This window comes from Acinetobacter baylyi DSM 14961 = CIP 107474 (assembly GCF_000368685.1).
In the GTDB taxonomy this organism is placed as follows: domain Bacteria; phylum Pseudomonadota; class Gammaproteobacteria; order Pseudomonadales; family Moraxellaceae; genus Acinetobacter; species Acinetobacter baylyi.
Genome location: NZ_KB849623.1, coordinates 13585 through 36103, shown reverse-complemented (window position 1 = coordinate 36103; position 22519 = coordinate 13585). Strand labels below are relative to the sequence as shown.

Below are 22519 nucleotides of genomic sequence, written 5' to 3'. Positions count from 1 at the left end.
TGCGGTAAATTAGGATTGAGTCGTAAAGTAGTCTTCAGTAAAACTCATTACTAAATCTGAACCCGCCTCAATTTTCTTAATACGTGATTCCAGTTCTGGCAAAATACGACCTACAAAATATTGTGCAAGTGCCAGTTTATTTTGATAGAACTCGCCTGATTTTTCTTTAGCGGCGGCTGAGATTTTAGCAAACATATAGGCAAAACTGAGTAAACCAACTGCATGCAAATAATCTACTGCGGCAGCATTTGGAAACTCCGCACTTTCAGCAGCTTGTTCAATAATGAATTGAGTAATCGCTTCAACTTCTGTGGCGGCATCCAGTGTGGCATCTTTGATAAAGTTGAGATCGGCACCCAAAGTATTGGTAAAATCACGAATTTCGCTGATATATTCAGCAATAAATGCGCCACCACATTTAATGGTTTTACGACCAATTAAGTCTTGAGACTGAACGCCATTGGTACCTTCGTAAATCTGGGCAATACGTAAGTCACGAACACATTGCTCCATCCCCCATTCACGAATATAGCCATGCCCACCAAAGCACATTTGTGCATCTAATGTCGCCTGAAAGGCTGTGTCAGTCAGATAGGCTTTGGCAATAGGTGTCAGCAAAGCTACACGGTTATTGGCTTTTTTTACCGCCTCTGGGTCAGTTGAAAACTTGGTAATGTCGAGTTGTTGGCCCACATAAACTGCAAAGGCACGTGAAGCTTCATTATTTGCTCTGACATTGAGCAACATACGACGCACATCACCATGGACCAAGATGCTATCGGCAGGTTTATTTGGTGACTGAACACCCGATGCACTACGACCCTGTAAACGGTCTGTCGCATACTGTGCTGCATTTTGATAGGCAAACTCAGAAGCACCTAGACCTTGAATACCCATGGATAAACGTTCGTAGTTCATCATGACAAACATGGCAGCCAGCCCTTCGTTTTCCTTACCGACCAAAAAGCCTTTGGCACCATCGAAGTTCATGACACAAGTAGCCGATGCTTTGATCCCCATTTTATGTTCAATCGAACCAGGACCAACTGCGTTGCGTTCACCCAGCGAACCATCTTCATTGACTAAAAATTTAGGCACAATAAACAGCGAAATGCCACGTGATCCTGCAGGTGCATCTGGGGTTTTGGCTAATACAAGATGGATGATGTTCTGACTGAGGTCATGATCTCCACCAGTAATAAAGATCTTGGTTCCTGTAATATGGTAGCTACCATCAACATTTGGTTCAGCTTTGGTTTTGATAATACCTAAATCTGTCCCTGCATGTGGCTCAGTTAAACACATCGTTCCAGACCATTCGCCCGAATATATTTTTGGCAAATAGGTTTCTTTTTGCTCTTGAGAGGCATAACTATTCAATGCCATACCTGCACCGACAGAAAGCAGAGGATAGAGCATAAATGATGGATTGGTGGCAAATAACATTTCGTCAGCAAGAACGGTGAGCATTTTTGGCATACCTTGGCCGCCCCATTCTTCATCCGCACCTAAACCAATCCAGCCGCCTTGTGCATATTGCTGAAAAGCATCTTTAAAACCCGCAGGTGTGGTGACCTGACCTTGATCATAATGTGCGCCTTCTTCATCGCCTGTACGGTTCAAGGGTGAAGTAACATTTTGCGCAAATTTGGCCATTTCTTCTAAAATGGCTTCTGCTGTCGCGGCATCAATATGTGCAAGATTTTCATTGGCTTGCCAGAATTGTTCTGCATTAAATACATCGTTTAGGATAAAACGCATATCTGCAAGGGGAGCATTATAAATTGGCATGGTGTTCACCTTTGTTATTTTACATTTATGTGCTTCATATTACACAATAAATATAAGCAATGACGGTTTCTGGAATAGCTTTAATTTATCACCGATTTTATAAAAAAAGGACTGTCAAAACTGATCAGTCCTTTCTCTGACTATCACGTTGCAATCAACGCTTCAGTATGATTAGAACGCAAAGTGTTCTGCATCAAGTGCCATCAAGGATTCTACACCCGTTGAAAGTACATCTACATGAGAGCGAACACGTGGCAGAATTTTCTTAAAGTAGAAGCGAGCAGTGGTCACTTTGGCATTGTAGAAATCTGCATCTGTGGTTCCAGCAGCAAGTTTCTGTTGCGCTACTTCTGCCATACGTGCCCACAAGTAAGCCAGTGTGACATAACCAGAGAAATAGAGATAATCTACTGCTGCTGCACCCACTTCATCTGGATTTTGCATGGCACGCATACCAATTTGCATGGTGACATCACCCCACTCTTTATTTAGTGAAGCAAGTGGTTCAATAAACTCTTTCATTGCAGCGTTGTCTTTGTTGGCTTCGACAAACTTGTGAATGATTTTCGTGAAGTCACGTAACATTGCACCTTGAGTTTGTAGAACCTTACGACCTAATAAATCCAGAGCCTGAATTTCTGTCGTGCCTTCATACAAGCAAGCAATACGGGTATCACGAACAATTTGTTCCATACCATGCTCAGAAATAAAGCCATGACCACCGAATACCTGTACGCCATGTTTAGCAGATTCTGAACCAGTTTCAGTCAAAAATGCTTTGGCAATTGGGGTGAGTAAAGACAGGATATTATCTGCAAATTTCCGTTCTTCTTCGGTAATACCATGCTCAACCACATCTGCATATTGTGCCAGTAAATATACCAATGCACGGCCACCTTCAGCAAAAGCCTTCTGTGTTAAAAGCATGTTGCGTACAGCTGGATGAACAATAATTGGATCTGCATCTTTTTCTGGAGCTTTTGGACCAGAGAGTGAGCGCATCGCCAGACGATCTTTGGCATAAGTCAAAGCGCCTTGGAATGATGATTCAGAAGCTGCCAAACCTTGTACTGCTGTACCAATACGTGCAGTATTCATGAAGGTAAACATACAGTTCAGACCACGGTTTTCAGGCCCAATCAAGTAACCTTTAGCACGATCAAAATTAATCACGCAGGTTGCATTACCATGAATGCCCATTTTGTGTTCAATAGAACCACAGCGCACGTGATTACGTTCACCTAATGAACCATCTTCATTGACCAGAAATTTTGGTACGATGAATAAAGAAATACCTTTGGTACCTTTTGGGGCACCTGGCAAACGTGCAAGTACAATATGAATAATATTGTCAGCCATGTCGTGTTCACCAGCCGAGATAAAGATTTTCTCGCCTGAGATTGCATAGCTGCCATCTTCATTCGGTTCCGCTTTCGAACGAATAATTCCCAAGTCTGAACCTGCATGAGATTCAGTTAAGCACATGGTTCCTGTCCATACGCCTGAAACAAGATTAGGCAGATAAGTATCTTTTTGTTGCTCTGAACCATGATGTTCTAAGGTACGTACAGCACCATGTGAAAGACCAGGATACATACCCCAAGCCCAGTTTGATGAACCGACCATTTCTGAAATGGCAATTCCAAGAGAGTTTGGTAATCCTTGCCCGCCATATTGTTCTTCGGCAGAAAGTGAAGGGAAACCGAGTTCGATATACTTCTGATAGGCTTCTTTAAAACCTGTTGGAGTCGTGACAACACCATCATTCCATGTACAGCCTTCACGGTCACCGACTTGATTGAGTGGAGACAACTCGTTTTCACAGAAATCTGCGGCAGCTTCCAAATATTGATCGACCAGTTCACGGCTTACGTTTTCTTGGAATGCGGGAAGTTTTGCATAATGTTCATTGGCATTTAATAACTCATGCAAAACAAATTGCATATCACGTAAAGGCGCTTTGTATTGTGGCATATCGGTTTCCTCAATACTGGTTAAACCAGCGTTTATAATATCCTGACTGTAACGATGGGGGTGCCCAGCAGACACCTTTGTTATGCTTTACATCGTGCAATAACTTATACGTGTCTACAAGCTTTTCGGGGTGTTAATCCATGACTGTAAAGTCAAAGAAAATTATCTTAAAATGTGCAAGTGTTTATAGCGTATAGAGTTTTAGTGAATTTTAGATGAAAGAAATAGTCAAAATCGTAAAAACTTGTGTATATAAAAAAAGGTACCGAAGTACCTTAATATTTTAATGAAAGGCAAGTTATGGTGCAGGTGGTGCCATTGGGCGTTCATTGTCTTGATTAGGCTTAAAGCGTAATTCACAGGTTCCATCAATTGTTTTATCCTTGATGCTGATCTGCACGCTTTGACCGACTGTTTTTCCAGCACAGGCTTGTTGAATCTGGGCAAATTCGGCTTGTCGTTCTGCATGGCGTTGTTGCATTTCTGCGCGTTGTTCAGGTGTAAGATGATGACGTTTCATGAATGGTTTATCAGGAGAACCATCCATCATCGGGCGAGGCGGTTCTTTAGGCGTTGGCGTCGATTGGCATGCAGCTAAACTACCTACACAAACCAATGTTGCGGCTAGAATTGCAATTTTACCGTTTTTCATGATTAATCCTTATGTATGGCTGAATTGATTTCACATGTTAAAGATTAAGCAATAAACATGAAGGAACAATGGAGAGTTTTTTTAATGAGCGTTGGTTACAATAGTTTATATACAAGAAAAATGAGAGTTTTCTTTTGAAAATCCGCCGTGTACCGATAGCACTTCGACTGTTCCTGACGGTTTTATTGACAACACTGGTCATTACGACGTTGAGTCTAGGTGTATTGCACTGGACCATGCAAAAAAACTTTGCCAAGTATGTTGCAGATGTAGAGATGCAGAAACTTGATCATCTGATTACCAATCTGGCGAATGTTTATAATATTTATGGTGATTGGGGAAATGCGATTCAGGCGCAAATTTTACAAATCGAAGGCAATGCTGCACCAGATGATTATGATCGACTCTCTCGCTGGTGGTTACGGCGGCAATATGATATTGCATTACAGCAGCGTTTTTTTAATGAACAAAACATGATTATGCTTTCACCGAGTCTGGCGAATGAAAATCGACTGAAAAATAGACCGATATTGGATGAACAGGAGCGACGTTTTTTACAGGATAATCTACCTTCTGAATATCAACCATTTGAAGGTCTTAAGTTTCCACTCAATTCAAATCAAAATTTTTTCCGTCCAGACGGTGACAACAAGAAAAAAGAGCCACCGCGAGGGCCTGAAATGGCCAATCTGATGCACCACGATGGGAAAAAACGTTTCATTGCCATGCCAGATCGTTTAGGTTTAAGTTCGCGTCTTTCATTATATGATGCCAAACATCAGTTCATTGTAGGCGAATACTCCAATGAGCAAATTTCATATCGTCCAATTATGGTCAATGATCGGGTGGTGGGTTATTTAGGCTTAAAACCTGTACTAGATGAAGATGATGCCTTAAGTATTAATTTTTTTAGTAACCAGAAACGATTTTTGTTGCTGATTTACCTGTTTTCTGTATTGGCGAGCTTGGTGGCAGCACTGTTACTTGCAACCTATTTCAAAAAACCTATTCAGCGTTTGCTGAATGCCACACGAGAGCTAACACGTGGTCGCTATCAGCATCAGGTAGAGATTAAACGTAATGATGAACTGGGAGACTTGGCAACTGAACTGAATCAATTGGCCAAAATTCTGTATCAACATGAAGAATCTCGTCGTCAATGGGTGGCAGATACCTCACATGAGTTGAAAACTCCGTTAAGCGTTTTACAGGCTCAGATTGAAGCGATGCAAGATGGTATTCGTAAGGCAACACCAGAACATTTAGCAGCCATGATGAGTCAGATCAGTAGCCTTAAAAAACTGACTCAGGATCTGGCCGATCTGGCTCAGGCCGATGCGCAACAATTAAAATGTTATTTTGCTGAAGTCGACCCTTGGGATGTTATTTTGCAAGAAGTTGAAAACTTTAAGCCTAAAATTGAACAGGCTCAGCTTTCTATTGTAGTAGAGGGTGCAGGCACCAAGTTACAATTAGATATAGATCGCTTTAAACAAATTATGGTGAACTTGCTAAGCAACAGCGTACGTTACACCGAAGCAGGTGGACAGATTAAGTTGCATACACTTCAAGATGAAGAACAGTGGAGTGTGATTGTGGATGACAGTCCTTTGGGCTTAAACGATGAGCAACTCTCTCGATTGGGTGAGCGTTTTTATCGTGTTGATGACTCACGTACACGCAGCACTGGAGGTACAGGATTAGGTCTGGCGTTGTCATATAAGTTAGCACAGGCGCTTGGCGGTCAATTACGTTTTGATCATTCGCCTTTGGGTGGTCTGCGTTGCATTCTGACTTTTCCAAAAACACATTCAAATATTAAGGAAATTTGATCCATGAAACATGTGATGTTAGTTGAAGATGAAGTGGAATTAGCTCATCTGGTTCGTGATTACTTAGAAGCATCTGGATTTGAAGTCAGTATGTTTCATGATGGACAAGAAGCCTATGAGAGCTTTTTACAGCGCAAGCCTAACCTGATGATCCTCGATTTAATGGTACCGCGTATGGATGGTCTGACTATTTGTCGTAAAGTGCGTGAACAATCTGACCTTCCTATTATTATGGTCACCGCACGTACCGAAGAAATAGATCGGGTTCTAGGCTTAAACATGGGTGCCGACGATTACGTTTGTAAGCCATTTAGCCCTAAAGAACTGGTGGCACGCGTTCAGGCAGTATTACGTCGTCTGGATCGTAAAGCAGAACCAGAACAAAATGATCTGTTTCGTATCGACAAAGCGCAACAACGTATCTGGTACAAACAAAAATCTTTAAACTTAACACCGACCGAATTTCGTTTGCTGGAGCTTTTTTTAGAGCATTTGGGGCAGGTGTATTCACGTGCCCAGTTACTCGACCATATTAATCCAGATAGCTTTGATGTCGCAGATCGTGTCATTGATAGTCACATTAAAAATTTGCGCCGTAAAATCAGTGAAGCCGCAGATACAGGTAATCGTCATGAGTGGGTACAGGCAGTGTATGGTGTTGGCTATCGTTTTGAATATCCTGAAGATTGATGTATAGATATTATTTGGCTTAATTAAGCATCGCTATAGGCGGTGCTTTTTTATTGTATAAATGGACTGCGCAATCCTTTCCACCTTCGATTATAAAAACTAAATATGTTTTGATTCATTTGTAAGTAGGCCTAAGCGCATCTTTTGTACTTTACTTAATCGGTTAACAACCAACTGATACGAAGATTTGACTAAGCTTTCAATCAGTTCAGCGTCAATCTTTGAATCTTCAAATATAGAAACCCAGTGTTTTTTATTCATATGATAGCCGGCCTTTATTGACGGATATAATTCTTTAAGTTCATCTGAATAATGTGGATCAACTTTAACATTCATAAATTTTTGACTTTGCGTTTCACTGGTCAACATAAATATTTTGTCAAAAACTTTTAAAACATGGCACTGTGGCCCAAAAGGCTGAGTAATTGTCGTTTCAGGTAGCTTTAATGCAGTTTGGATAGCCAATTTTTGTATTTGCTCAGCATTCATTTTATTTTCCATCAGGTGAATTTTAAACCGATTATGAAATTTGTGTATTTTATTCATTCCAGATTGGGTTTTATATCTATGAGCTAAGATAGATAGAACGTTATCCTGTGGATAATCACAGTGTTATCCACAGAAAATGGGGATAAGTGAGCCTGCTTTATGTACTTTAAGAAGAACAACTCACCATAATTTCAGGCACATCACTTGGCAGAGGTGCCAAATCCTGTTCTTTTTCAAGTGCAGGTTGACGAGTAAATGGCTTAGCAAGTAGGGTAAATAAACGCTCTACTTCTGAAAAGTCACCGCGTTCAGCTTGTTCAATTGCCTGCTGCGCCATGTGATTACGTAAGATGTAAACGGGGTTTACGTCACACATAGTCTGATCAAGTGCTGTGATGTCCTGATGCTCACGAATCTGATGATACAAATTGAGAAAATCATCAAACTGGCGTGTATCCAGACAATCATCTCTTAAGGCTTTGTAGTCATGATTTTGAAGTCTTAAAAAGCTTTGCGTGTAATCCAGTTGTTCACTTTGTAAGACTTTTAAGAATGCCATCCCACAATCAAAGCTATCTTTATGAAAATCAGGTAATCCCAGTTTTTTGCATAAGCCTTCGGTATAAGCCGTTAAGAAAGTTGGTTCAAAGTGTTCCAAACAATCTGCCAGTTGTTTTTTAAAAGTTTCTTTATCTTCAGGTTTTGAGAGTGGAATTAGATTATTGAGCCAAATCCAGAGATTCCAGTGAGCTATACTTGGCTGATTTTGATAAGCATAGCGACCTTGATGATCTGAATGATTGTTGATCCAGTTAGGACGGAAACGTTCCATAAAACCATATGGGCCAAAATCGAGTGTTGAGCCTGTAATATTTAAATTATCAGTATTCATAACCCCATGAGCAAAACCTACCAATTGCCAGTCTGCAATCATTTTGGCCGTATTCTTAATGACGCCCTCGGCAAACGCCAAAATTGGATGCTCCGCCTGAAGTGCTTCTGGATAATGCCACTCGATACATTTTTGAGTGAACTCAGCCAAAAGTTCAGGTGCATATTGATTGATCCATTCAAAATGTCCAAGCCGAATATGACAGTCAGAGGTGCGTAGTAGCATGGCACCTTGTTCGAGCGTTTCACGTTGCACACCCTGTTCGGAAGTTGTAAAACCAATTGCATTACTTGAAGCAACCCTTAGTGAGTTAAGTGCATGACCCGCCAGATATTCACGGATTACAGAACGTAATACTGCGCGACCATCTCCCATACGTGAATAAGGTGTTAGGCCTGCTCCCTTTAAATGCAGATCAATCGTTTGTCCTGAGCGATGAAGTACCTGACCAATTAACAAGCCACGGCCATCACCAAGTTGACCTGCCCATTGACCAAACTGATGTCCCGCATAGACCATAGCCAGCGGCTTAAAGGCATCAAAAGTTTTCTGACCACTACAAATGTCTACCCAGGATTGCTTTTCTTGGGATGTCCATTGTAATTCATCTGCGATAGCTTCATTAAAATGTCCAGCTTTTGCACCTTTTAATGGTACAGGGGCTTGTTGATGATAAAGCTTGGCGTTTAAGTCAGAATAACGTGAATTAAATTGCATGATCATGGCAAAGTCATAAATGAAGAACATTACTATAGCAAATAAAAAAGCCCCCTGAGCGGGAGCTTTGTATAATCACTTCTTTCTTATTCAGACACAGTGTTGCGCTTTTTAACGTTGCGCATCAAGGTTTCAAGACATTCACGATGATGGCTTAAACGATGTTCTAATAGTTGAAAATCAACTTTCAGTTTGTGATCCATTTGATGAAGTTTTTCTGCAACCGCAGCTTTTTTAGACTGTAACTCTTGTTCTTTGAGTTTGGCCCAATCATTCAACGTATGGGTAAATGCATCATATTCCTGTGCAATGCGTTGTTTCATCTGTGCTAAATCAGAGTTGACATCATGACCATAAATTGCCAGATCTTGTTCTGCATACTTAAACTTCATTGCCAATTCGGCTTTCTTGATATTAAAGCTTGGAATACGACGTAAGTTTTTAGCAAGCCCGAGTTTCGAGCAGCTCCAGATCAACCATTTTGTTGGATCGTATTGCCACCATTTCACGCCATTTCGGTAGTCATACTGAAAAATGTGATGATAGTTGTGGTAGCCTTCGCCCCATGTCGCAATCGCGAGCCAGAAGTTATCACGAGCGGTATTTTCATCTGTATATGGGCGTTTGCCCCACATATGGCAAAGCGAGTTAATGAAGAATGTCACATGATGACTCAAAATCAGTCGAAGCAAGCCACCGAGTAAAACAACGCCCCAGATATCGCCAACAGCCCAACCTACAGCAGTTAAAATGACAACGTGCGTCGCGATAACAAGAGCAACGTAGTATTTGTGTTGGAACATCACCAGTTTATCATTGAGCAAATCTGGTGCATTTTTAAAATCTGGTTCGGCAGCAGGATAATTTCGTAACATCCAGCCGAAATGGGCATACCAGAAACCGTTTTTGATTGAGTACGGATCTTTTTCGATATCATCGACATGACGATGATGAGTACGGTGACCCGAAGCCCAGAACAAAATACTATTCTGAACCGCAAATGTACCCATAATCATTAGCATGATTTTTAAAGGTAAAGTCGCTTCATATGCGCGATGCGCCCATAGACGGTGATAGCCAGCTGTAATGCCTAGACTGCTCATTCCTAGCAAAACAAACATGCTCACCCATGCGCCAATGCTGAAATCGTGATGATAGGCATAAAGCGGGATCGCAATAATTGCAAGAACGGGTAAAAAAATTAAGGCGAAAACGGCAATCCAGTTAATTGGGGCTTGAGGTAGGGGAGGATTCATCTCCGACAGCGCTCCTAGAACCCTTTGTCCGACAAAGGTTAAAAACAAAACAGCTTGGCCCAGAAATTTTTTTAATGACTGGCGATATGATCAACATATTAGCATGAGAGAACAGATGTTCACTAGCAATATTGTACAAGTGTATTCAAAGAAAAAGTAACAGAATTCAACAAAGGATAAATTGATTTTATTTGAGGTTCATTCATCTTTAGATGATAACAAGTGACAGAAAAGATTGGAGAAAAATTTGTTCAAAAAAATCTTGAATATAGGTGGATTTTTGATTTTGACTACGCTTGTTGCAGCCTGTCAAAGCACGCAAGTTTCAACACAAAAACAACAATCACATACCATACGTTCGGCATCCCATTATTTAAAACATTCTGCTGTTCCAACTGCTCAGGTATCATCAGATGGTGTACAGGATGTTTCATGGCAAATTACACAGATTCAGCAGCAACGAGCTAAATTTTTTAATCAAATTCCCAATATCCGTCTTAATTCAAGCCTAAATACGGTAACAGGTCATACTGGCTGTAATCCTATATTCGGACGTTATCATTATAATTTTGCTCAATCAACATTGAATTTTGATGTCAAAGCGGGTCATCAATCCTGTGATGGTGCACTTGTACAAGAAGCAAATTTGATGGATCTATTACAGCGCGTTACAAGTTTTAAGGTACAAGGCAGCGAATTATTGTTATTGGATCAAAACTCACAAATTTTGATCAAAGCACAAAGAAAATAAAGATAGGCAGGAGCTCTCCTGCCTTTCTTCATTTTAGCTGTTGTTGCATTAAACCTGGGAAATCCGTGATTAAGCCTTGAATTCCTTCATCTCTCAATATTTTGGCACGCTCAACGTCATTGACAGTCCATACGCTGATATTAAGCTGTGCCTCGTGTGAAAGCTGAATCATTTGTGTGGTTGCGAGCTTGTCCATCCAGCCGATGTGGCAGCATCCCAGTTCAAGCGCCTTTTCGATAGCTCTGGCTTTGATATCTTGTTCAATCAGAAAACCACGTTTAAAACGGCTCTGCTGGATTTGTAGCGTTTGTAAAACTTTTTCATCAAAACTGGTAATTGTAATTTGATCATGAAAGTTTTTTAGCTCGGTATCTAGCCGTGCAATCAGTCGTTCTGCCTGCGCTAGGTCAGTCACATGCTTAACCTCGACCTCAATATGTTCAAAGTCTTTTAATACAGACATGACTTGAGTGAATGTAGGTGTAAACTCAGCTTGTGTCCATAAAGGCCAGTTTTGACGATGATCGTACTGACCCAAGTCATCAGGTAAACAGTGATAAACTGAAATATCATGTCCTGTCGTTCTTAAAAAAGAATCATCGTGAATGACAATGGTGGTGTCATCTTTAAGCTGACGAACATCAAATTCTACTGCACGGATGCCAATCTTTTTAAGATATTCAAATCCACCAAGTGTATTTTCAGGTGCCTCGCCTCGGGCACCACGATGACCAATAATACGCATAGGTACTCTAAACCAATAAACGATGCATTATTTTAGCGCTTAAATAGTGTCATTAATATTTTTTTGCCAAAGCATTTCGCTGCCACCAGATTCACGCTGTAGCATACGTGAGGCAACAAATAGCCAGTCTGAAAGACGATTTAATAGTTGCAGCGCAGTGGTCTGAATATTTTGATCGCGTTGTTGAACTGCAATCAGGCTACGTTCTGCACGGCGACAAACAGCACGTGCTTGGTGCGCATAACTACATGTAAGACTGCCAGAGGGGAGAATAAATTCTTTCAGCATGGGTAATTCTTCATTCATTTGATCAATCTCTTTTTCCAGAAAATCAATACTGACTGGCTGTAATAAGTGATAATTGGGGATGCACACTTCACCCCCCAGATCAAATAACCAATGCTGGATTAAACTTAAATTCTTATCCCAAGCAGATTTTGTTTGCAGTGTGCTACTTGCGATTTGCGCGCGAAGTACACCTAAAATGGCATTTAATTCATCGACATCGCCCAATGCTGTAATTCTTAAATCATCTTTTGCAACACGTGAGCCATCGCCTAAACCTGTGGTACCTGAGTCGCCTGTGCGTGTATAGATTTTGCTTAAACGGTGTCCCATATTTTTTCCTGTAGACTAATCAATTGGATGCAATAAAAAAAGGGTAATATCGGTCAAGAACATTACCCTGAAAATGGAGTTAAGAAAATATTTTTATTGGACTGCTGGATTAATAACTGAGTGTTACACCAACTGAGGCAAGGCGGCCACCGTTAACATATTCTGAGCCAAAGTCATTAACCACAATATTTTGTATATCACCAATATTTTGAATATTAGTAAAAAGTTTTACATTTGAGTTAACATTCCAAAAGGCATTTAGATCAATTGTCGCGTAACCTGAGACTTTAACATTTGCGGCACTTGTATTGGCTTTTGATCGAGAAATCAATGCAGTATTCACGCCATAGACACCATCATCATAACCTAGTGTGAGTGTATAGGTTTGACGAGGTCGATAAGAAGTATCTGACTTAGTCGCTTTATTTTGTGCTTTTGAGTATGCATACTCAGCATTTGCAAATAAATTATCTAATGCCCATTTTAAGCCAATTTCACCACCCTGAATTGTGGCTTTATTTACATTTATATAGGTTGTTTTTCCATCTATTTTACCTGAGCTAATCAAGTTTTTAACATCAGTAGAATATGCAGAAATATAAGCCGATAAGCCATAGTTTAGTTTCTGGTCTACCCCAATTTCGTAGGAGGTACTTTCTTCTGGTTTTAAGTTTGGATTACTGTAAAATGTATTACCATAAGAGCCATATAAATTTTCAAGAGTTGGCGCTTTAAATGCTGTACCAATATTGGCATAGATACTTGTAAGTGGTAAAAGCTGATAACGTGCTGCAATCTGCCCTACGGTATGCGTACCAAACCAATCATTATCTTCTAAGCGGACACCAGCTTGTGTGTTAAAGCCATTATTTTGATATTGATGCTGTAAATAGTAACCTGTGGTGTTGATATTGCGTACAGCTTCAGGAGAGGATGAAGAGTCGTATTCTGACTTGCTATATGTAACGCCAGCTAAAATATTTTGATGCGCTGTAAATTTCCAAATAGCGTTTAGATCACCTTCATTTGTCTCAGTATTGTAATGGCTAGTGGCTGGTTGAAATGTTTGCCAATCTGTATCAGTTGATTCACTTATGTTTTTTATATTTGAATAGCGTGCATTTACTTTAATATCAGAATTCAATTGGTATGAACCTAACCAATTGATCAATTGATTTTTAAAATCGCGGATTCCTGTATTTGAGTCTATAGTTGAGTCCCAATACACATTGGTACCTTGATTCTCACTAATTGAAATACTTGTATCTACAGCATTTTTTTGATAACCGAATTTCGCATGATAGCCTTTTTGATCAAAGCCTGCTTTGTCATTTTTATTTTGACTACTAAGTATTCGTGTTCCATCAGATTCTAAACGTTGTCCACCTACTTGTGTATAGAAACCCGAAGCATCAACATAGTCTGCATTCAAAATAGATTTATAAGTGTTGTTCTCACCATAAATCCCTGTCAAATTGACACCTGATTTAGTTGGTGTTTTTGATATTAAGTTGATTACACCACTAATTGCATCAGATCCATATTGTACCGATGCTGGACCTTTTAATATTTCAATTTGATCGACATCAGTTAAATCCATAAATTCAGGTGAAACAGGGCCGAAACTATTTTGAGTATTTAATCTAGCGCCATTTTTTAACAATAAGGTTGATCCTGATCTACCACTTCTTAATGATAAGTCTGCAACTTGTCCAAGACCACCATTTTGTTTGATATAAATGGATGCATCCTGTTGTAAAACATCTGATAAATTTGAGATAGGATTTTTTTCAATTTCTTTTTTAGAAATCACTGTAATCCGTGCGGGAACCTGACTGACTTTTTCCTCAGATTTTGATGCAGTCACTACAATTGGATCAAGTTTAGTTGCATCTGTTGAATCATCAGCAAAAACAGTTGTTGAAGAAAACCCCATTGCAATTGCAATCGCCCCCACTAAACGGGTAGGCTGAAAAGAAATAGACATGTATTGTGCTCCATACATTCACCCCACGTGAATGATTGAGTGGATAGATGTAACAAGCAGGTCTCCGGACTCAAATGGCATCTCAAAAAGAGACAAGCATATTCACCTTCCCACATCTATGCATGCAGTGGCGTAAGTCTAAATGACTTTTTTAATATGGTTTACATTTTTACCGTTGCGGGGGCAGCACTGGATTTGCACCAGTTTCCCTAAAGCGAATGCTTTTAACTTGTTACGAATTGTGTAAAGTATAAAGTCTGAGCGAAGATTAAACAATCTGAATACGATCAAATTCGTTCAACTTTGACGCAAAGCACAAAAATTGCATTACAATACTTAGCCCAATGATGGATAGATCGGCTGTCTGTCAGGCAATACAATGAGCTTCTTTCTATGCGAACGCGCGCAAAAATTTGCGGTATTACCCGTTCCCAAGATGTCCAAGCAGCAGTAAGTGCAGGTGCAGATGCCATTGGACTGGTTTTTTTCCCACCAAGTCCTCGACATGTTTCTATAGCGCAAGCGCAAGCATTGCTCCAGCATATTCCCGCTTATGTTCAGGTGGTTGGTTTATTTGTGAATGCAACTGCGGATCAAATCAAATCAGTGCTTGATTGTGTGGCTTTGGATGTATTACAACTACATGGCGATGAAACGCCTGAGCAATGTCAAGAGATTGCTCTGCAGTGCAAGCGTCGCTGGTATAAAGCCATTCAAGTTAAACCAGAGCTTGATGTAGTTGATGAAGTTCAGCGTTATCAGGCCGCTGGTGCAAGTGCGGTATTGCTGGATGCGTGGCATCCAGAGCTCAAAGGTGGAACTGGTCATCAATTTGATTGGTCGAAGTTTCCCAAGCTGGATATTCCACTTATTCTTGCAGGCGGTTTAACGCCTGAAAATGTTGTAGATGCCATTCAAACCACACACGCTTTTGCAGTGGATGTGAGCGGAGGGGTAGAGGCCGCAAAAGGTATTAAAGATAAACAACTCATCGAACGATTTATGCAAGGAGTCCAATGTGGATCAGCAAAATAACGTGATTGACTATACGCAATATCCAGATGCTCGTGGGCATTTTGGTATTCATGGCGGACGTTTTGTATCAGAAACACTTATGGCGGCACTTGAAGATTTAGAAAATCTTTACAACCGCATGAAAAATGACGAACAGTTTCTGGCAGAATTTGACCGCGATCTTGCCTATTATGTAGGTCGTCCTAGTCCACTTTATTATGCTGAACGATGGTCAAAGAAGCTCGGTGGTGCGCAAATTTACTTAAAACGTGAAGACCTGAATCATACAGGTTCACACAAAGTTAATAACACCATTGGTCAGGCATTATTGGCCAAGCTTTCTGGCAAAAAACGTATCATTGCAGAAACGGGTGCGGGTCAGCATGGTGTTGCAACTGCAACGATTGCAGCACGTTTGGGCCTCGAATGTGTCGTGTTCATGGGTGCAGAGGATGTCAAGCGTCAGGCCATGAATGTGTATCGCATGCGTTTGCTTGGTGCGACAGTTATTCCTGTACAAAGTGGTTCAAAAACCCTAAAAGATGCCATGAATGAAGCCATGCGCGATTGGGTGACCAATGTAGACAGTACTTATTATGTGATTGGCACTGTAGCAGGTCCACATCCTTATCCTCAGTTGGTGCGTGATTTCCAGTCGATTATTGGACGTGAAGCCCGTCGCCAGATTCAGGAACAGGCAGGACGTTTGCCAGATGCGCTTGTGGCGTGTGTCGGTGGTGGTTCTAACGCGATCGGGCTGTTTTATCCATTCCTGAATGATCAAGACGTCAAAATGTATGGTGTTGAAGCTGCGGGTCATGGTATCGAAACAGGCAAGCATTCTGCTCCGCTTAATGCAGGGCATGTGGGTGTATTACATGGTAACCGCACCTATTTGATGAGTGATCCACAAGGTCAGATTATCGAAACCCACAGTATTTCTGCGGGTCTGGATTACCCTGGTGTTGGCCCTGAGCATAGCTTTCTCAAAGACATGCATCGTGTTGAATACGTACCTATTGACGATAACGAAGCATTACAAGGCTTCCGTGACCTTACTCGCATTGAAGGCATTATTCCTGCAATCGAGAGTGCTCATGCAATGGCTTATGTCACCAAGCTGGCACCTACCATGGACAAAGATCAGATTATCATTGCCAATGTGTCAGGTCGTGGCGATAAAGACCTAATGACGGTGGCACGTATTGATGGCATCGAGATGGTAGAAATGTAATTCTAATCATGAACGTGATGTGGAAATGGGCAACATCAATGTGGCCCATTTTTTTGGAGAAAGATAAGCATGTTGAGTTTATTTATGGTGATGCTGGGTGGTCGGCATCAGCGTGCCAATACCGAAGTACATGATGTGGTATTTGCCATTGGAGATACATTGCAAGACATCCAGCCCCAACTCAAGCAAGCATGGTTTGGTGAGTTAAAAGGGTTACATATTGACGCTTGGGCGAAAATACAGGGTATTGCATTTCAAGGAAAAAACTATCAATTGCATTTTTCACAGCAACAACCTGCTATCAATGATCCCAAACTATTTTTGATCAATTTGGGTGGATACTCTGCCCAAGAGTTTGGAGAGTTGCATCAGTATAAACTGGTTGTTGCTTCCAATCGTAAAGTTGCAAAACAGCAGGCTAAACAACTTATTCCTCATTTCTGGCAAAAACCACATACAGATGCAATCATTGATATTGATGATTGTATACCTGTCGATCATGTTGCTGGATGTTATCTACATCTAGTTGAAGGCCCTTTTAATCCTACGATTTGGCAAAATACATATTTAATTTTAGATGAACTTCTCTTAGACTAAAGTCTCAATAATAAATCTGATTTTTATACAATTTGCACAGCAATTGTTTATTTTGCATAGGAGCATGCTTCCTTGTGGAGCGAATCAAATGGATTTAATTCAGGAAAATGGACAACCTCGATACGGTCGCTTTTCGCAATTGCCTACTGCAATTGGTTTAGATCGTTACATTTATAAGTCACCTTATGGGAAAATCGAAAAGGGCTGGCGTAAAAAACTGAAATATAAAAAATTTAAGTTTTGTAGCATTCAACATCAACATTACAGCATCGGTTTAGCCATAGCTGATATTGGATGGGCAGGGCATGGATTTTTTTATGTTTATGATCATGCCAAACATCAAGTGCAGGAGTGGAATGCCATTCATGCCTTTGCGCGCAAGACTTGTGTAGATGAACAACCCCTTTTCAATCAAAGTTATTTTTACAAATCGCCGTTTGAACTGGATATACAACATGCCAATGGTGTCCGATATCTGCGTGTCACTAAATATGGTGAGATATTATTAAGTGCCCGAATTTTTTGTGCAGGTACAGAGCCTTTAAGTTTATGTTCACCCAATGGCATCAATGGCTGGACCTATACTCAGAAAAAAACCACATTGGGTGTTGAGGGATATTTCACTACAAAACAGGGTGAGATGATTGAATTTAATGAAACCAGTTTGGCTTCTTTAGATGATACCTGTGGTTTTTTACGCCCAGAAACGGCTTGGTTCTGGCTCTCGAGTAGCTTTTGGACTGATCATGGCGACAGAATCGGTATTAATTTGGCATCGGGTGTCAATGAAAGCTTTGGTAATGAAAACTGTATCTGGATCAATGGTGTTTTACATTCCATAGCAGATGTATTGTTTGAACGACAAGATAAAAACCATTGGGTGATCCGATCCTTAGATCATAAATTAGAACTTCATGTAGAAACAGGCTGGCGTCGTTATGAAAGTATTAACCTACGTATGGTTGGCAGCCAGTTTAGTCAATGGCAGGCGAAACTAACAGGTAAGATTTTGCTTGATGAAAATAAAACGGTAGTGCTTAATCAGGAATATGCCTTGCTCGAACAGCACTACGCAAAATGGTAATAAGCAACTGAGTGATGACAAGCTGGTTTTAATAACCAGCTTCCCAGAATGCCTGACCTGCCAGAATAGGATCTTTGGTTTCTTCAAAAGTTTTGACCCACACATCATATTGATGAATGACTGCATGTTGGCTTGGATGAAAATCTGATTTGTACCAATCCAGATATTGTTTTTTCATGGCAGTTAAAATGCCTTTACGGCCTAAAAACCAAGGTAAACCCTGACGAAAAAGCTGTAAACGCTCACGTGCTGAAAATCCATCATAACGCAGCATGACATTGGCACGATACATGGTAAAACTAAACATCAAAAGCGTGGTGAGTGCCAGCGTGAATTTACGTATAGTTTCTGGAACCTCTCCCACCTGTTGCATGACATCATATGCAACATCACGATGCTCCATTTCTTCAATTGAATGCCAGGCCAGTAAAGCTCGGACATAAGGATGAACCTCTTTTAGCGTTTCTTTTTTACTGTAAAAAGTTTCTGCCATGAGCGCTGTTAAGTGTTCGGCAGCTGCTGTCATCGCAATGTTATATTGTGGTGAACGTTTACTCAGCTCGAAACGAAAGATTTTTTTAAGCATGGTGGTAAATTGTTCTACAGGCATGCCTTGCTGCTTCATGAGTTGATTCATTTTATCGTGAGCAATACCGTGCTGTGCCTCTTGTTTAATAAAATCAGCTACACGTGCCTGTAGTTCAGGGTCTTGAATCTTGTCGCGAAATAAGCGTACGCATTCAATGAAGTAACGCTCCCCATCTGGAAAAGTCAGACTCAATGCATCAAATATTCGCGTACGGAATGGGTCACCAGCAAACCAAAAACGTGGAATTTCTTCAAGCTTAAAATCAAGTTGGGTACGCACAACTGGATCGACTTGATACTGAACCTGTGCATTCATTTTTTAATTCTCATAAAAAGATAACTTGAGTATGGCAACAACCATCGGTTTTGTTTTGACAGACCTTGCCATTTTTTATACAAATAGCGACATATCTCTTTTGCGGTGTAACCATGTCAGTCAAAATTATTGTGGGTTATCTACGATTATTGCAGCGGGTAAGACAACATTATCATCTTGAGCATCTCTCACAGCAGAAGGCTTGGGCTGACTACTGGTTACAATTTTCCCAAGCCCTCGATCAGGAGCTAGAACAGGGTTTTGATTTACATGTTTATACGCAGCTTCTAAAGCAGGTACAAAGTACTTTATCTCGGCCTGTCAGTCTGGTCTTGGCCGAACACGCAACCTTGCAAGATGTGGGACTGATCGGTTATCTCGCTTCAACCAGTCTAAATTTACAACAGGCATTGAGTTTGCTTGAACAATATTATCCCTTGATTTTTAAGCAGACCAATTTAGAGCAATTAAAAATTGTAGAGCAGCAGGATTTAATACAAATCAGTTGGGGCGCGTTATATGAAGATTATCGTGAAATGTACGAACTTAATCAGGCTCTTATATTTAAGATTGCACAGGCGATTATACAGCAGCATTTGATTCCTCCTGTTTTTATTCAATTAGGGCATGTCCCCAATTTCTCTATTTCATATTATGCGCAGTTTTACGGATGTGATGTGACGATTCGTGAGGGACAGTATTGTATTGGATTTTCAAAACAAATTTTACGAGCACGAAGTTTTGCTGCGGATCAGCATTTAAATCAGATGCTATCGAGTCAGGCAAAGCAGTCCTTGCAGCATGCCGATACATTTGAACATCGTCAGCAACAATTTAAGCAAAAAGTGATGGGATTAATCGAGCAGGGGCTTCGTCATCAAAATGAAGTCATACAACACTACGTGGCTAAACAGTTACATGCGTCTGAACGAACCTTACAACGTCAGCTGAAGCAGTATCAACTCAATTTTCAGGACATTCTCGATGAGTTTCGTTTGCAGCAAAGTCAGCTATATTTGAAACAAGGGCGTGCTTTAACTGAAATTGCTGAATTATTAGGTTATGCAGACCAGAGTGCATTTGGTCGGGCCTTTAAACGTTGGACAGGTCGAACCCCTAAAAACTATCGGGCTGATCTGCATCAAGACTGATATACCAGCTTAAAATAAAATAAAAGATACGTTTAAACTTTTAAAGATCATCTATAAAAATGATCTTTAGCCACATCTGAATATAAAAAATTTGTGATAGATTTTAAAACACCTAAAATAAAAACGTGATGAAAATAAACTAAATAAGTGCTTTTTATTATTTTTTTTAGAAGTAAACCCTATTTTTTTTCAAGGCGTTGATCTTGGTGGTTGCATAAAAATAGGAAGCTTTGATCATTGAGAAAAAAATCAAAATATTGATAAATGTACGCCATGGGTTGTATGAAATAGTAAAGAGATACGTATTGCTTAATGCCGAGACTGTTCAATGAGCAAAAAATAGCGTTAAAATGCGATGTCTTGTATTTCTACAAACAACTCCCTTTTTTAAATTAGGTTTTAAATAATCAAGGAAAGCACAACCCTATGTCACGTCTTGCCACCCGTTTTGAACAGCTTAAATCCCAACAACGTAAAGCACTGGTTTCATATGTGATGGCAGGTGATCCACAGCCGCAAGTGTCTGTACCATTGTTGCACAAGATGGTAGAGGCGGGTGTAGATGTTATTGAGCTCGGTCTGCCTTTTTCAGACCCGATGGCAGATGGTCCAGTGATTGCGCTTGCAGCCGAACGAGCTCTGGCTGCTGGAACCAATACCCTCGATGCACTGAATATGGTGAAGGAGTTTCGTCAGAACGATAGCGAAACACCTGTGGTTCTGATGGGCTATCTGAATCCTGTTGAAGTGATCGGTTACGAAAAATTTGTATCTCATGCTAAGGCATGTGGCGTAGATGGTGTTCTTTTAGTGGATTTACCACCAGAAGAAGCAAAAGAATTTGATGTGGTGCTTAAGCAGCATGATATGGATCAGATCTTTTTACTTGCACCGACTTCGACAGACCAGCGAATCGAGCACGTAGTGAAGCAGGCCAGTGGTTTTATTTACTATGTTTCACTCAAGGGTGTGACTGGGGCCGCAACATTGGACGTGACTGAAGCGGCGGAACGTATCGCCAAGATTAAAACCAAAACGTCCGTACCTGTTGGTGTCGGTTTTGGGATCAGTGATGCAGCATCGGCCAAAGCGATGGGTCAGGTTGCAGATGCAGTGATTGTAGGAAGTGCTTTCGTTAAACCTTTTGCTACGTTAGCAATCGACCAAGCGGTTGAACAAACGGTCAATAAAGTCAAGGAGCTTCGAGCAGCGCTCGATGAGTTAGTATGAATCAAGAAGTGAAATCAGGTAAAATCCTAAGCCCATCGACGCCATGGACTGAACGTCAGGTACCAGGAATACAAGTTGCCAATGAACAACAATCGCTCAAGGCAACATCGACTGAGCCAACGATTGAGTGTCCTGAGTGTCATGCACTGGTGACTCGTACTGCAATTGCATTTAATGCCTATGTTTGTCCGTCATGCGATGAACACTTGCGTATGAAAGCGCGTGATCGTTTGACTTGGTTCTTTGATCAAGTTGATGCTGAACTAGGTCAAGAATTTTCTGCTAAAGACCCACTTAAATTTGTAGATAGCAAACCTTACCCAGAGCGTATGCGTGAAGCGCAAAGCAAAACAGGTGAAACCGAAGCTTTGGTGGTGATGCAAGGTACCCTCAATAATGTCTCAATGATTGCTTGCGCATTTGAATTTGACTTTATGGGTGGTTCAATGGGCACTGTCGTTGGCGACCGTTTCGTTCAAGCGGCAGAACGTGCAATTGAACAAAAGCAAGCATTGATCTGTTTTGCTGCATCAGGCGGTGCGCGTATGCAAGAAGGTATGCTGTCGCTTATGCAAATGGCGCGTACTTCTGCTGCAATTCAACGCATGAAAGATGCTGGTCTGCCTTATATCGTTGTATTAACTCATCCTGTATATGGTGGTGTAACTGCATCATTGGCAATGCTTGGTGATGTGCATATTGCTGAGCCTAAAGCCATGATCGGTTTTGCGGGTAAACGTGTGATTGAACAAACTGTACGTGAAACACTAGAAGAACCGTTCCAGCGTGCCGAATATTTGCTTGATCACGGTGTGGTCGATCAAATTGTTCATCGTCATGCATTACGTGATACTGTATCTCGTATTGTGTCTAAACTGATGAATTTACCTTGAAACTCGACGCTCCAAGTA

Annotated in this window: 20 protein-coding genes and 1 riboswitch; of the genes, 10 read left to right on the top strand and 10 right to left on the bottom strand. The window is 40.8% G+C overall.

The genetic code is table 11. The features are described 5' to 3' along the window. Window positions 1–9: 9 nt before the first annotated feature. The 3 genes from F952_RS00180 to F952_RS00170 form a co-directional block, all read right to left on the bottom strand. Window positions 10–1791: an acyl-CoA dehydrogenase C-terminal domain-containing protein gene (locus F952_RS00180; RefSeq protein ID WP_004919839.1), complete on the bottom strand. Its 1782-nt coding sequence runs from the start codon at window positions 1789–1791 to the stop codon at window positions 10–12. Between the two features lie 171 nt (window positions 1792–1962). After that, the gene (locus F952_RS00175) at window positions 1963–3765 is read right to left on the bottom strand and encodes an acyl-CoA dehydrogenase C-terminal domain-containing protein (RefSeq protein ID WP_004919837.1); all 1803 of its coding nucleotides are present in this window, start codon (window positions 3763–3765) and stop codon (window positions 1963–1965) included. Between the two features lie 298 nt (window positions 3766–4063). Beyond that, a complete protein-coding gene (locus F952_RS00170) occupies window positions 4064–4417 on the bottom strand; it encodes a hypothetical protein (RefSeq protein ID WP_004919834.1) in 354 nt (117 codons plus the stop codon). Between the two features lie 134 nt (window positions 4418–4551). Here F952_RS00170 and baeS point away from each other — a divergent pair, with 134 nt between their 5' ends. After that, complete coding sequence (baeS, locus tag F952_RS00165; RefSeq protein ID WP_004919832.1) at window positions 4552–6249, top strand: sensor histidine kinase efflux regulator BaeS; 1698 nt, start codon at window positions 4552–4554, stop codon at window positions 6247–6249. Between the two features lie 3 nt (window positions 6250–6252). Then, window positions 6253–6939, top strand: a complete 687-nt coding sequence (locus F952_RS00160) for a response regulator (RefSeq protein ID WP_004919829.1) — start codon at window positions 6253–6255, stop codon at window positions 6937–6939. A gap of 99 nt (window positions 6940–7038) precedes the next feature. Here F952_RS00160 and F952_RS00155 read toward each other — a convergent pair whose 3' ends face one another. From F952_RS00155 to F952_RS00145, 3 genes are all read right to left on the bottom strand, one after another. Continuing rightward, the gene (locus F952_RS00155) at window positions 7039–7428 is read right to left on the bottom strand and encodes an MmcQ/YjbR family DNA-binding protein (RefSeq protein WP_004919826.1); all 390 of its coding nucleotides are present in this window, start codon (window positions 7426–7428) and stop codon (window positions 7039–7041) included. A 166-nt stretch (window positions 7429–7594) separates the two neighbouring features. Then, window positions 7595–9037, bottom strand: a complete 1443-nt coding sequence (locus F952_RS00150) for a protein adenylyltransferase SelO (RefSeq protein ID WP_004919823.1) — start codon at window positions 9035–9037, stop codon at window positions 7595–7597. Window positions 9038–9123: 86 nt separating this feature from the next. Next, on the bottom strand, window positions 9124–10293 hold the full coding sequence (locus F952_RS00145; RefSeq protein WP_004919822.1) for an acyl-CoA desaturase: 1170 nt from the start codon (window positions 10291–10293) through the stop codon (window positions 9124–9126). Window positions 10294–10540: 247 nt separating this feature from the next. Between F952_RS00145 and F952_RS00140 the strand changes: the two genes are divergently transcribed. Further along, window positions 10541–11044, top strand: coding sequence for an META domain-containing protein (locus tag F952_RS00140; RefSeq protein ID WP_004919819.1), 504 nt, complete (start codon window positions 10541–10543; stop codon window positions 11042–11044). A 28-nt stretch (window positions 11045–11072) separates the two neighbouring features. Here F952_RS00140 and F952_RS00135 read toward each other — a convergent pair whose 3' ends face one another. The 3 genes from F952_RS00135 to F952_RS00125 all read right to left on the bottom strand — a co-directional run bounded on the left by F952_RS00135 (window position 11073) and on the right by F952_RS00125 (window position 14394). Then, entirely contained in the window at window positions 11073–11789 is a 717-nt protein-coding gene (locus F952_RS00135; protein ID WP_004919813.1) for a glycerophosphodiester phosphodiesterase, read from the bottom strand. A gap of 39 nt (window positions 11790–11828) precedes the next feature. Further along, window positions 11829–12407: a cob(I)yrinic acid a,c-diamide adenosyltransferase gene (locus tag F952_RS00130; RefSeq protein ID WP_004919807.1), complete on the bottom strand. Its 579-nt coding sequence runs from the start codon at window positions 12405–12407 to the stop codon at window positions 11829–11831. Between the two features lie 109 nt (window positions 12408–12516). Continuing rightward, a complete protein-coding gene (locus F952_RS00125; RefSeq protein ID WP_004919803.1) occupies window positions 12517–14394 on the bottom strand; it encodes a TonB-dependent receptor plug domain-containing protein in 1878 nt (625 codons plus the stop codon). Between the two features lie 38 nt (window positions 14395–14432). Then, a riboswitch (cobalamin riboswitch) is annotated at window positions 14433–14642 on the bottom strand. Window positions 14643–14787: 145 nt separating this feature from the next. Between F952_RS00125 and F952_RS00120 the strand changes: the two genes are divergently transcribed. The 4 genes from F952_RS00120 to F952_RS00105 all read left to right on the top strand — a co-directional run bounded on the left by F952_RS00120 (window position 14788) and on the right by F952_RS00105 (window position 18323). Beyond that, window positions 14788–15429: a phosphoribosylanthranilate isomerase gene (locus F952_RS00120; RefSeq protein ID WP_004919800.1), complete on the top strand. Its 642-nt coding sequence runs from the start codon at window positions 14788–14790 to the stop codon at window positions 15427–15429. Next, on the top strand, window positions 15413–16642 hold the full coding sequence (trpB, locus tag F952_RS00115; protein WP_004919798.1) for a tryptophan synthase subunit beta: 1230 nt from the start codon (window positions 15413–15415) through the stop codon (window positions 16640–16642). Before F952_RS00120 ends, trpB begins: the two co-directional genes overlap by 17 nt. Window positions 16643–16711: 69 nt before the next feature. After that, on the top strand, window positions 16712–17239 hold the full coding sequence (locus F952_RS00110) for a DUF1543 domain-containing protein (RefSeq protein WP_004919797.1): 528 nt from the start codon (window positions 16712–16714) through the stop codon (window positions 17237–17239). Between the two features lie 88 nt (window positions 17240–17327). Next, window positions 17328–18323: a DUF2804 domain-containing protein gene (locus tag F952_RS00105; protein WP_004919794.1), complete on the top strand. Its 996-nt coding sequence runs from the start codon at window positions 17328–17330 to the stop codon at window positions 18321–18323. A gap of 28 nt (window positions 18324–18351) precedes the next feature. On the opposite strand, the gene F952_RS00100 is transcribed toward F952_RS00105, so the two are convergent. Then, the gene (locus tag F952_RS00100; protein WP_004919793.1) at window positions 18352–19227 is read right to left on the bottom strand and encodes a metal-dependent hydrolase; all 876 of its coding nucleotides are present in this window, start codon (window positions 19225–19227) and stop codon (window positions 18352–18354) included. A gap of 113 nt (window positions 19228–19340) precedes the next feature. Between F952_RS00100 and F952_RS00095 the strand changes: the two genes are divergently transcribed. The 3 genes from F952_RS00095 (at window position 19341) to accD (ending at window position 22501) form a co-directional block, all read left to right on the top strand. Then, window positions 19341–20378, top strand: a complete 1038-nt coding sequence (locus tag F952_RS00095) for an AraC family transcriptional regulator (protein WP_004919791.1) — start codon at window positions 19341–19343, stop codon at window positions 20376–20378. Between the two features lie 426 nt (window positions 20379–20804). Next, entirely contained in the window at window positions 20805–21608 is an 804-nt protein-coding gene (gene trpA / locus F952_RS00090) for a tryptophan synthase subunit alpha (protein WP_004919789.1), read from the top strand. After that, on the top strand, window positions 21605–22501 hold the full coding sequence (accD, locus tag F952_RS00085) for an acetyl-CoA carboxylase, carboxyltransferase subunit beta (RefSeq protein WP_004919787.1): 897 nt from the start codon (window positions 21605–21607) through the stop codon (window positions 22499–22501). Before trpA ends, accD begins: the two co-directional genes overlap by 4 nt. Window positions 22502–22519 lie beyond the last annotated feature (18 nt).

Coding starts and splice junctions, on each gene's coding strand:
- F952_RS00170 (WP_004919834.1), bottom strand. CDS start 4,417: ATGAAAAACGGTAAAATTGCAATTCTAGCCGCAACATTGGTTTGTGTA.
- F952_RS00105 (WP_004919794.1), top strand. CDS start 17,328: ATGGATTTAATTCAGGAAAATGGACAACCTCGATACGGTCGCTTTTCG.
- F952_RS00145 (WP_004919822.1), bottom strand. CDS start 10,293: ATGAATCCTCCCCTACCTCAAGCCCCAATTAACTGGATTGCCGTTTTC.
- F952_RS00180 (WP_004919839.1), bottom strand. CDS start 1,791: ATGCCAATTTATAATGCTCCCCTTGCAGATATGCGTTTTATCCTAAAC.
- F952_RS00095 (WP_004919791.1), top strand. CDS start 19,341: ATGTCAGTCAAAATTATTGTGGGTTATCTACGATTATTGCAGCGGGTA.
- F952_RS00125 (WP_004919803.1), bottom strand. CDS start 14,394: ATGTCTATTTCTTTTCAGCCTACCCGTTTAGTGGGGGCGATTGCAATT.
- F952_RS00160 (WP_004919829.1), top strand. CDS start 6,253: ATGAAACATGTGATGTTAGTTGAAGATGAAGTGGAATTAGCTCATCTG.
- F952_RS00175 (WP_004919837.1), bottom strand. CDS start 3,765: ATGCCACAATACAAAGCGCCTTTACGTGATATGCAATTTGTTTTGCAT.
- accD (WP_004919787.1), top strand. CDS start 21,605: ATGAATCAAGAAGTGAAATCAGGTAAAATCCTAAGCCCATCGACGCCA.
- F952_RS00150 (WP_004919823.1), bottom strand. CDS start 9,037: ATGCAATTTAATTCACGTTATTCTGACTTAAACGCCAAGCTTTATCAT.
- trpA (WP_004919789.1), top strand. CDS start 20,805: ATGTCACGTCTTGCCACCCGTTTTGAACAGCTTAAATCCCAACAACGT.
- F952_RS00130 (WP_004919807.1), bottom strand. CDS start 12,407: ATGGGACACCGTTTAAGCAAAATCTATACACGCACAGGCGACTCAGGT.
- F952_RS00135 (WP_004919813.1), bottom strand. CDS start 11,789: ATGCGTATTATTGGTCATCGTGGTGCCCGAGGCGAGGCACCTGAAAAT.
- F952_RS00155 (WP_004919826.1), bottom strand. CDS start 7,428: ATGAATGCTGAGCAAATACAAAAATTGGCTATCCAAACTGCATTAAAG.
- F952_RS00100 (WP_004919793.1), bottom strand. CDS start 19,227: ATGAATGCACAGGTTCAGTATCAAGTCGATCCAGTTGTGCGTACCCAA.
- F952_RS00110 (WP_004919797.1), top strand. CDS start 16,712: ATGTTGAGTTTATTTATGGTGATGCTGGGTGGTCGGCATCAGCGTGCC.
- F952_RS00120 (WP_004919800.1), top strand. CDS start 14,788: ATGCGAACGCGCGCAAAAATTTGCGGTATTACCCGTTCCCAAGATGTC.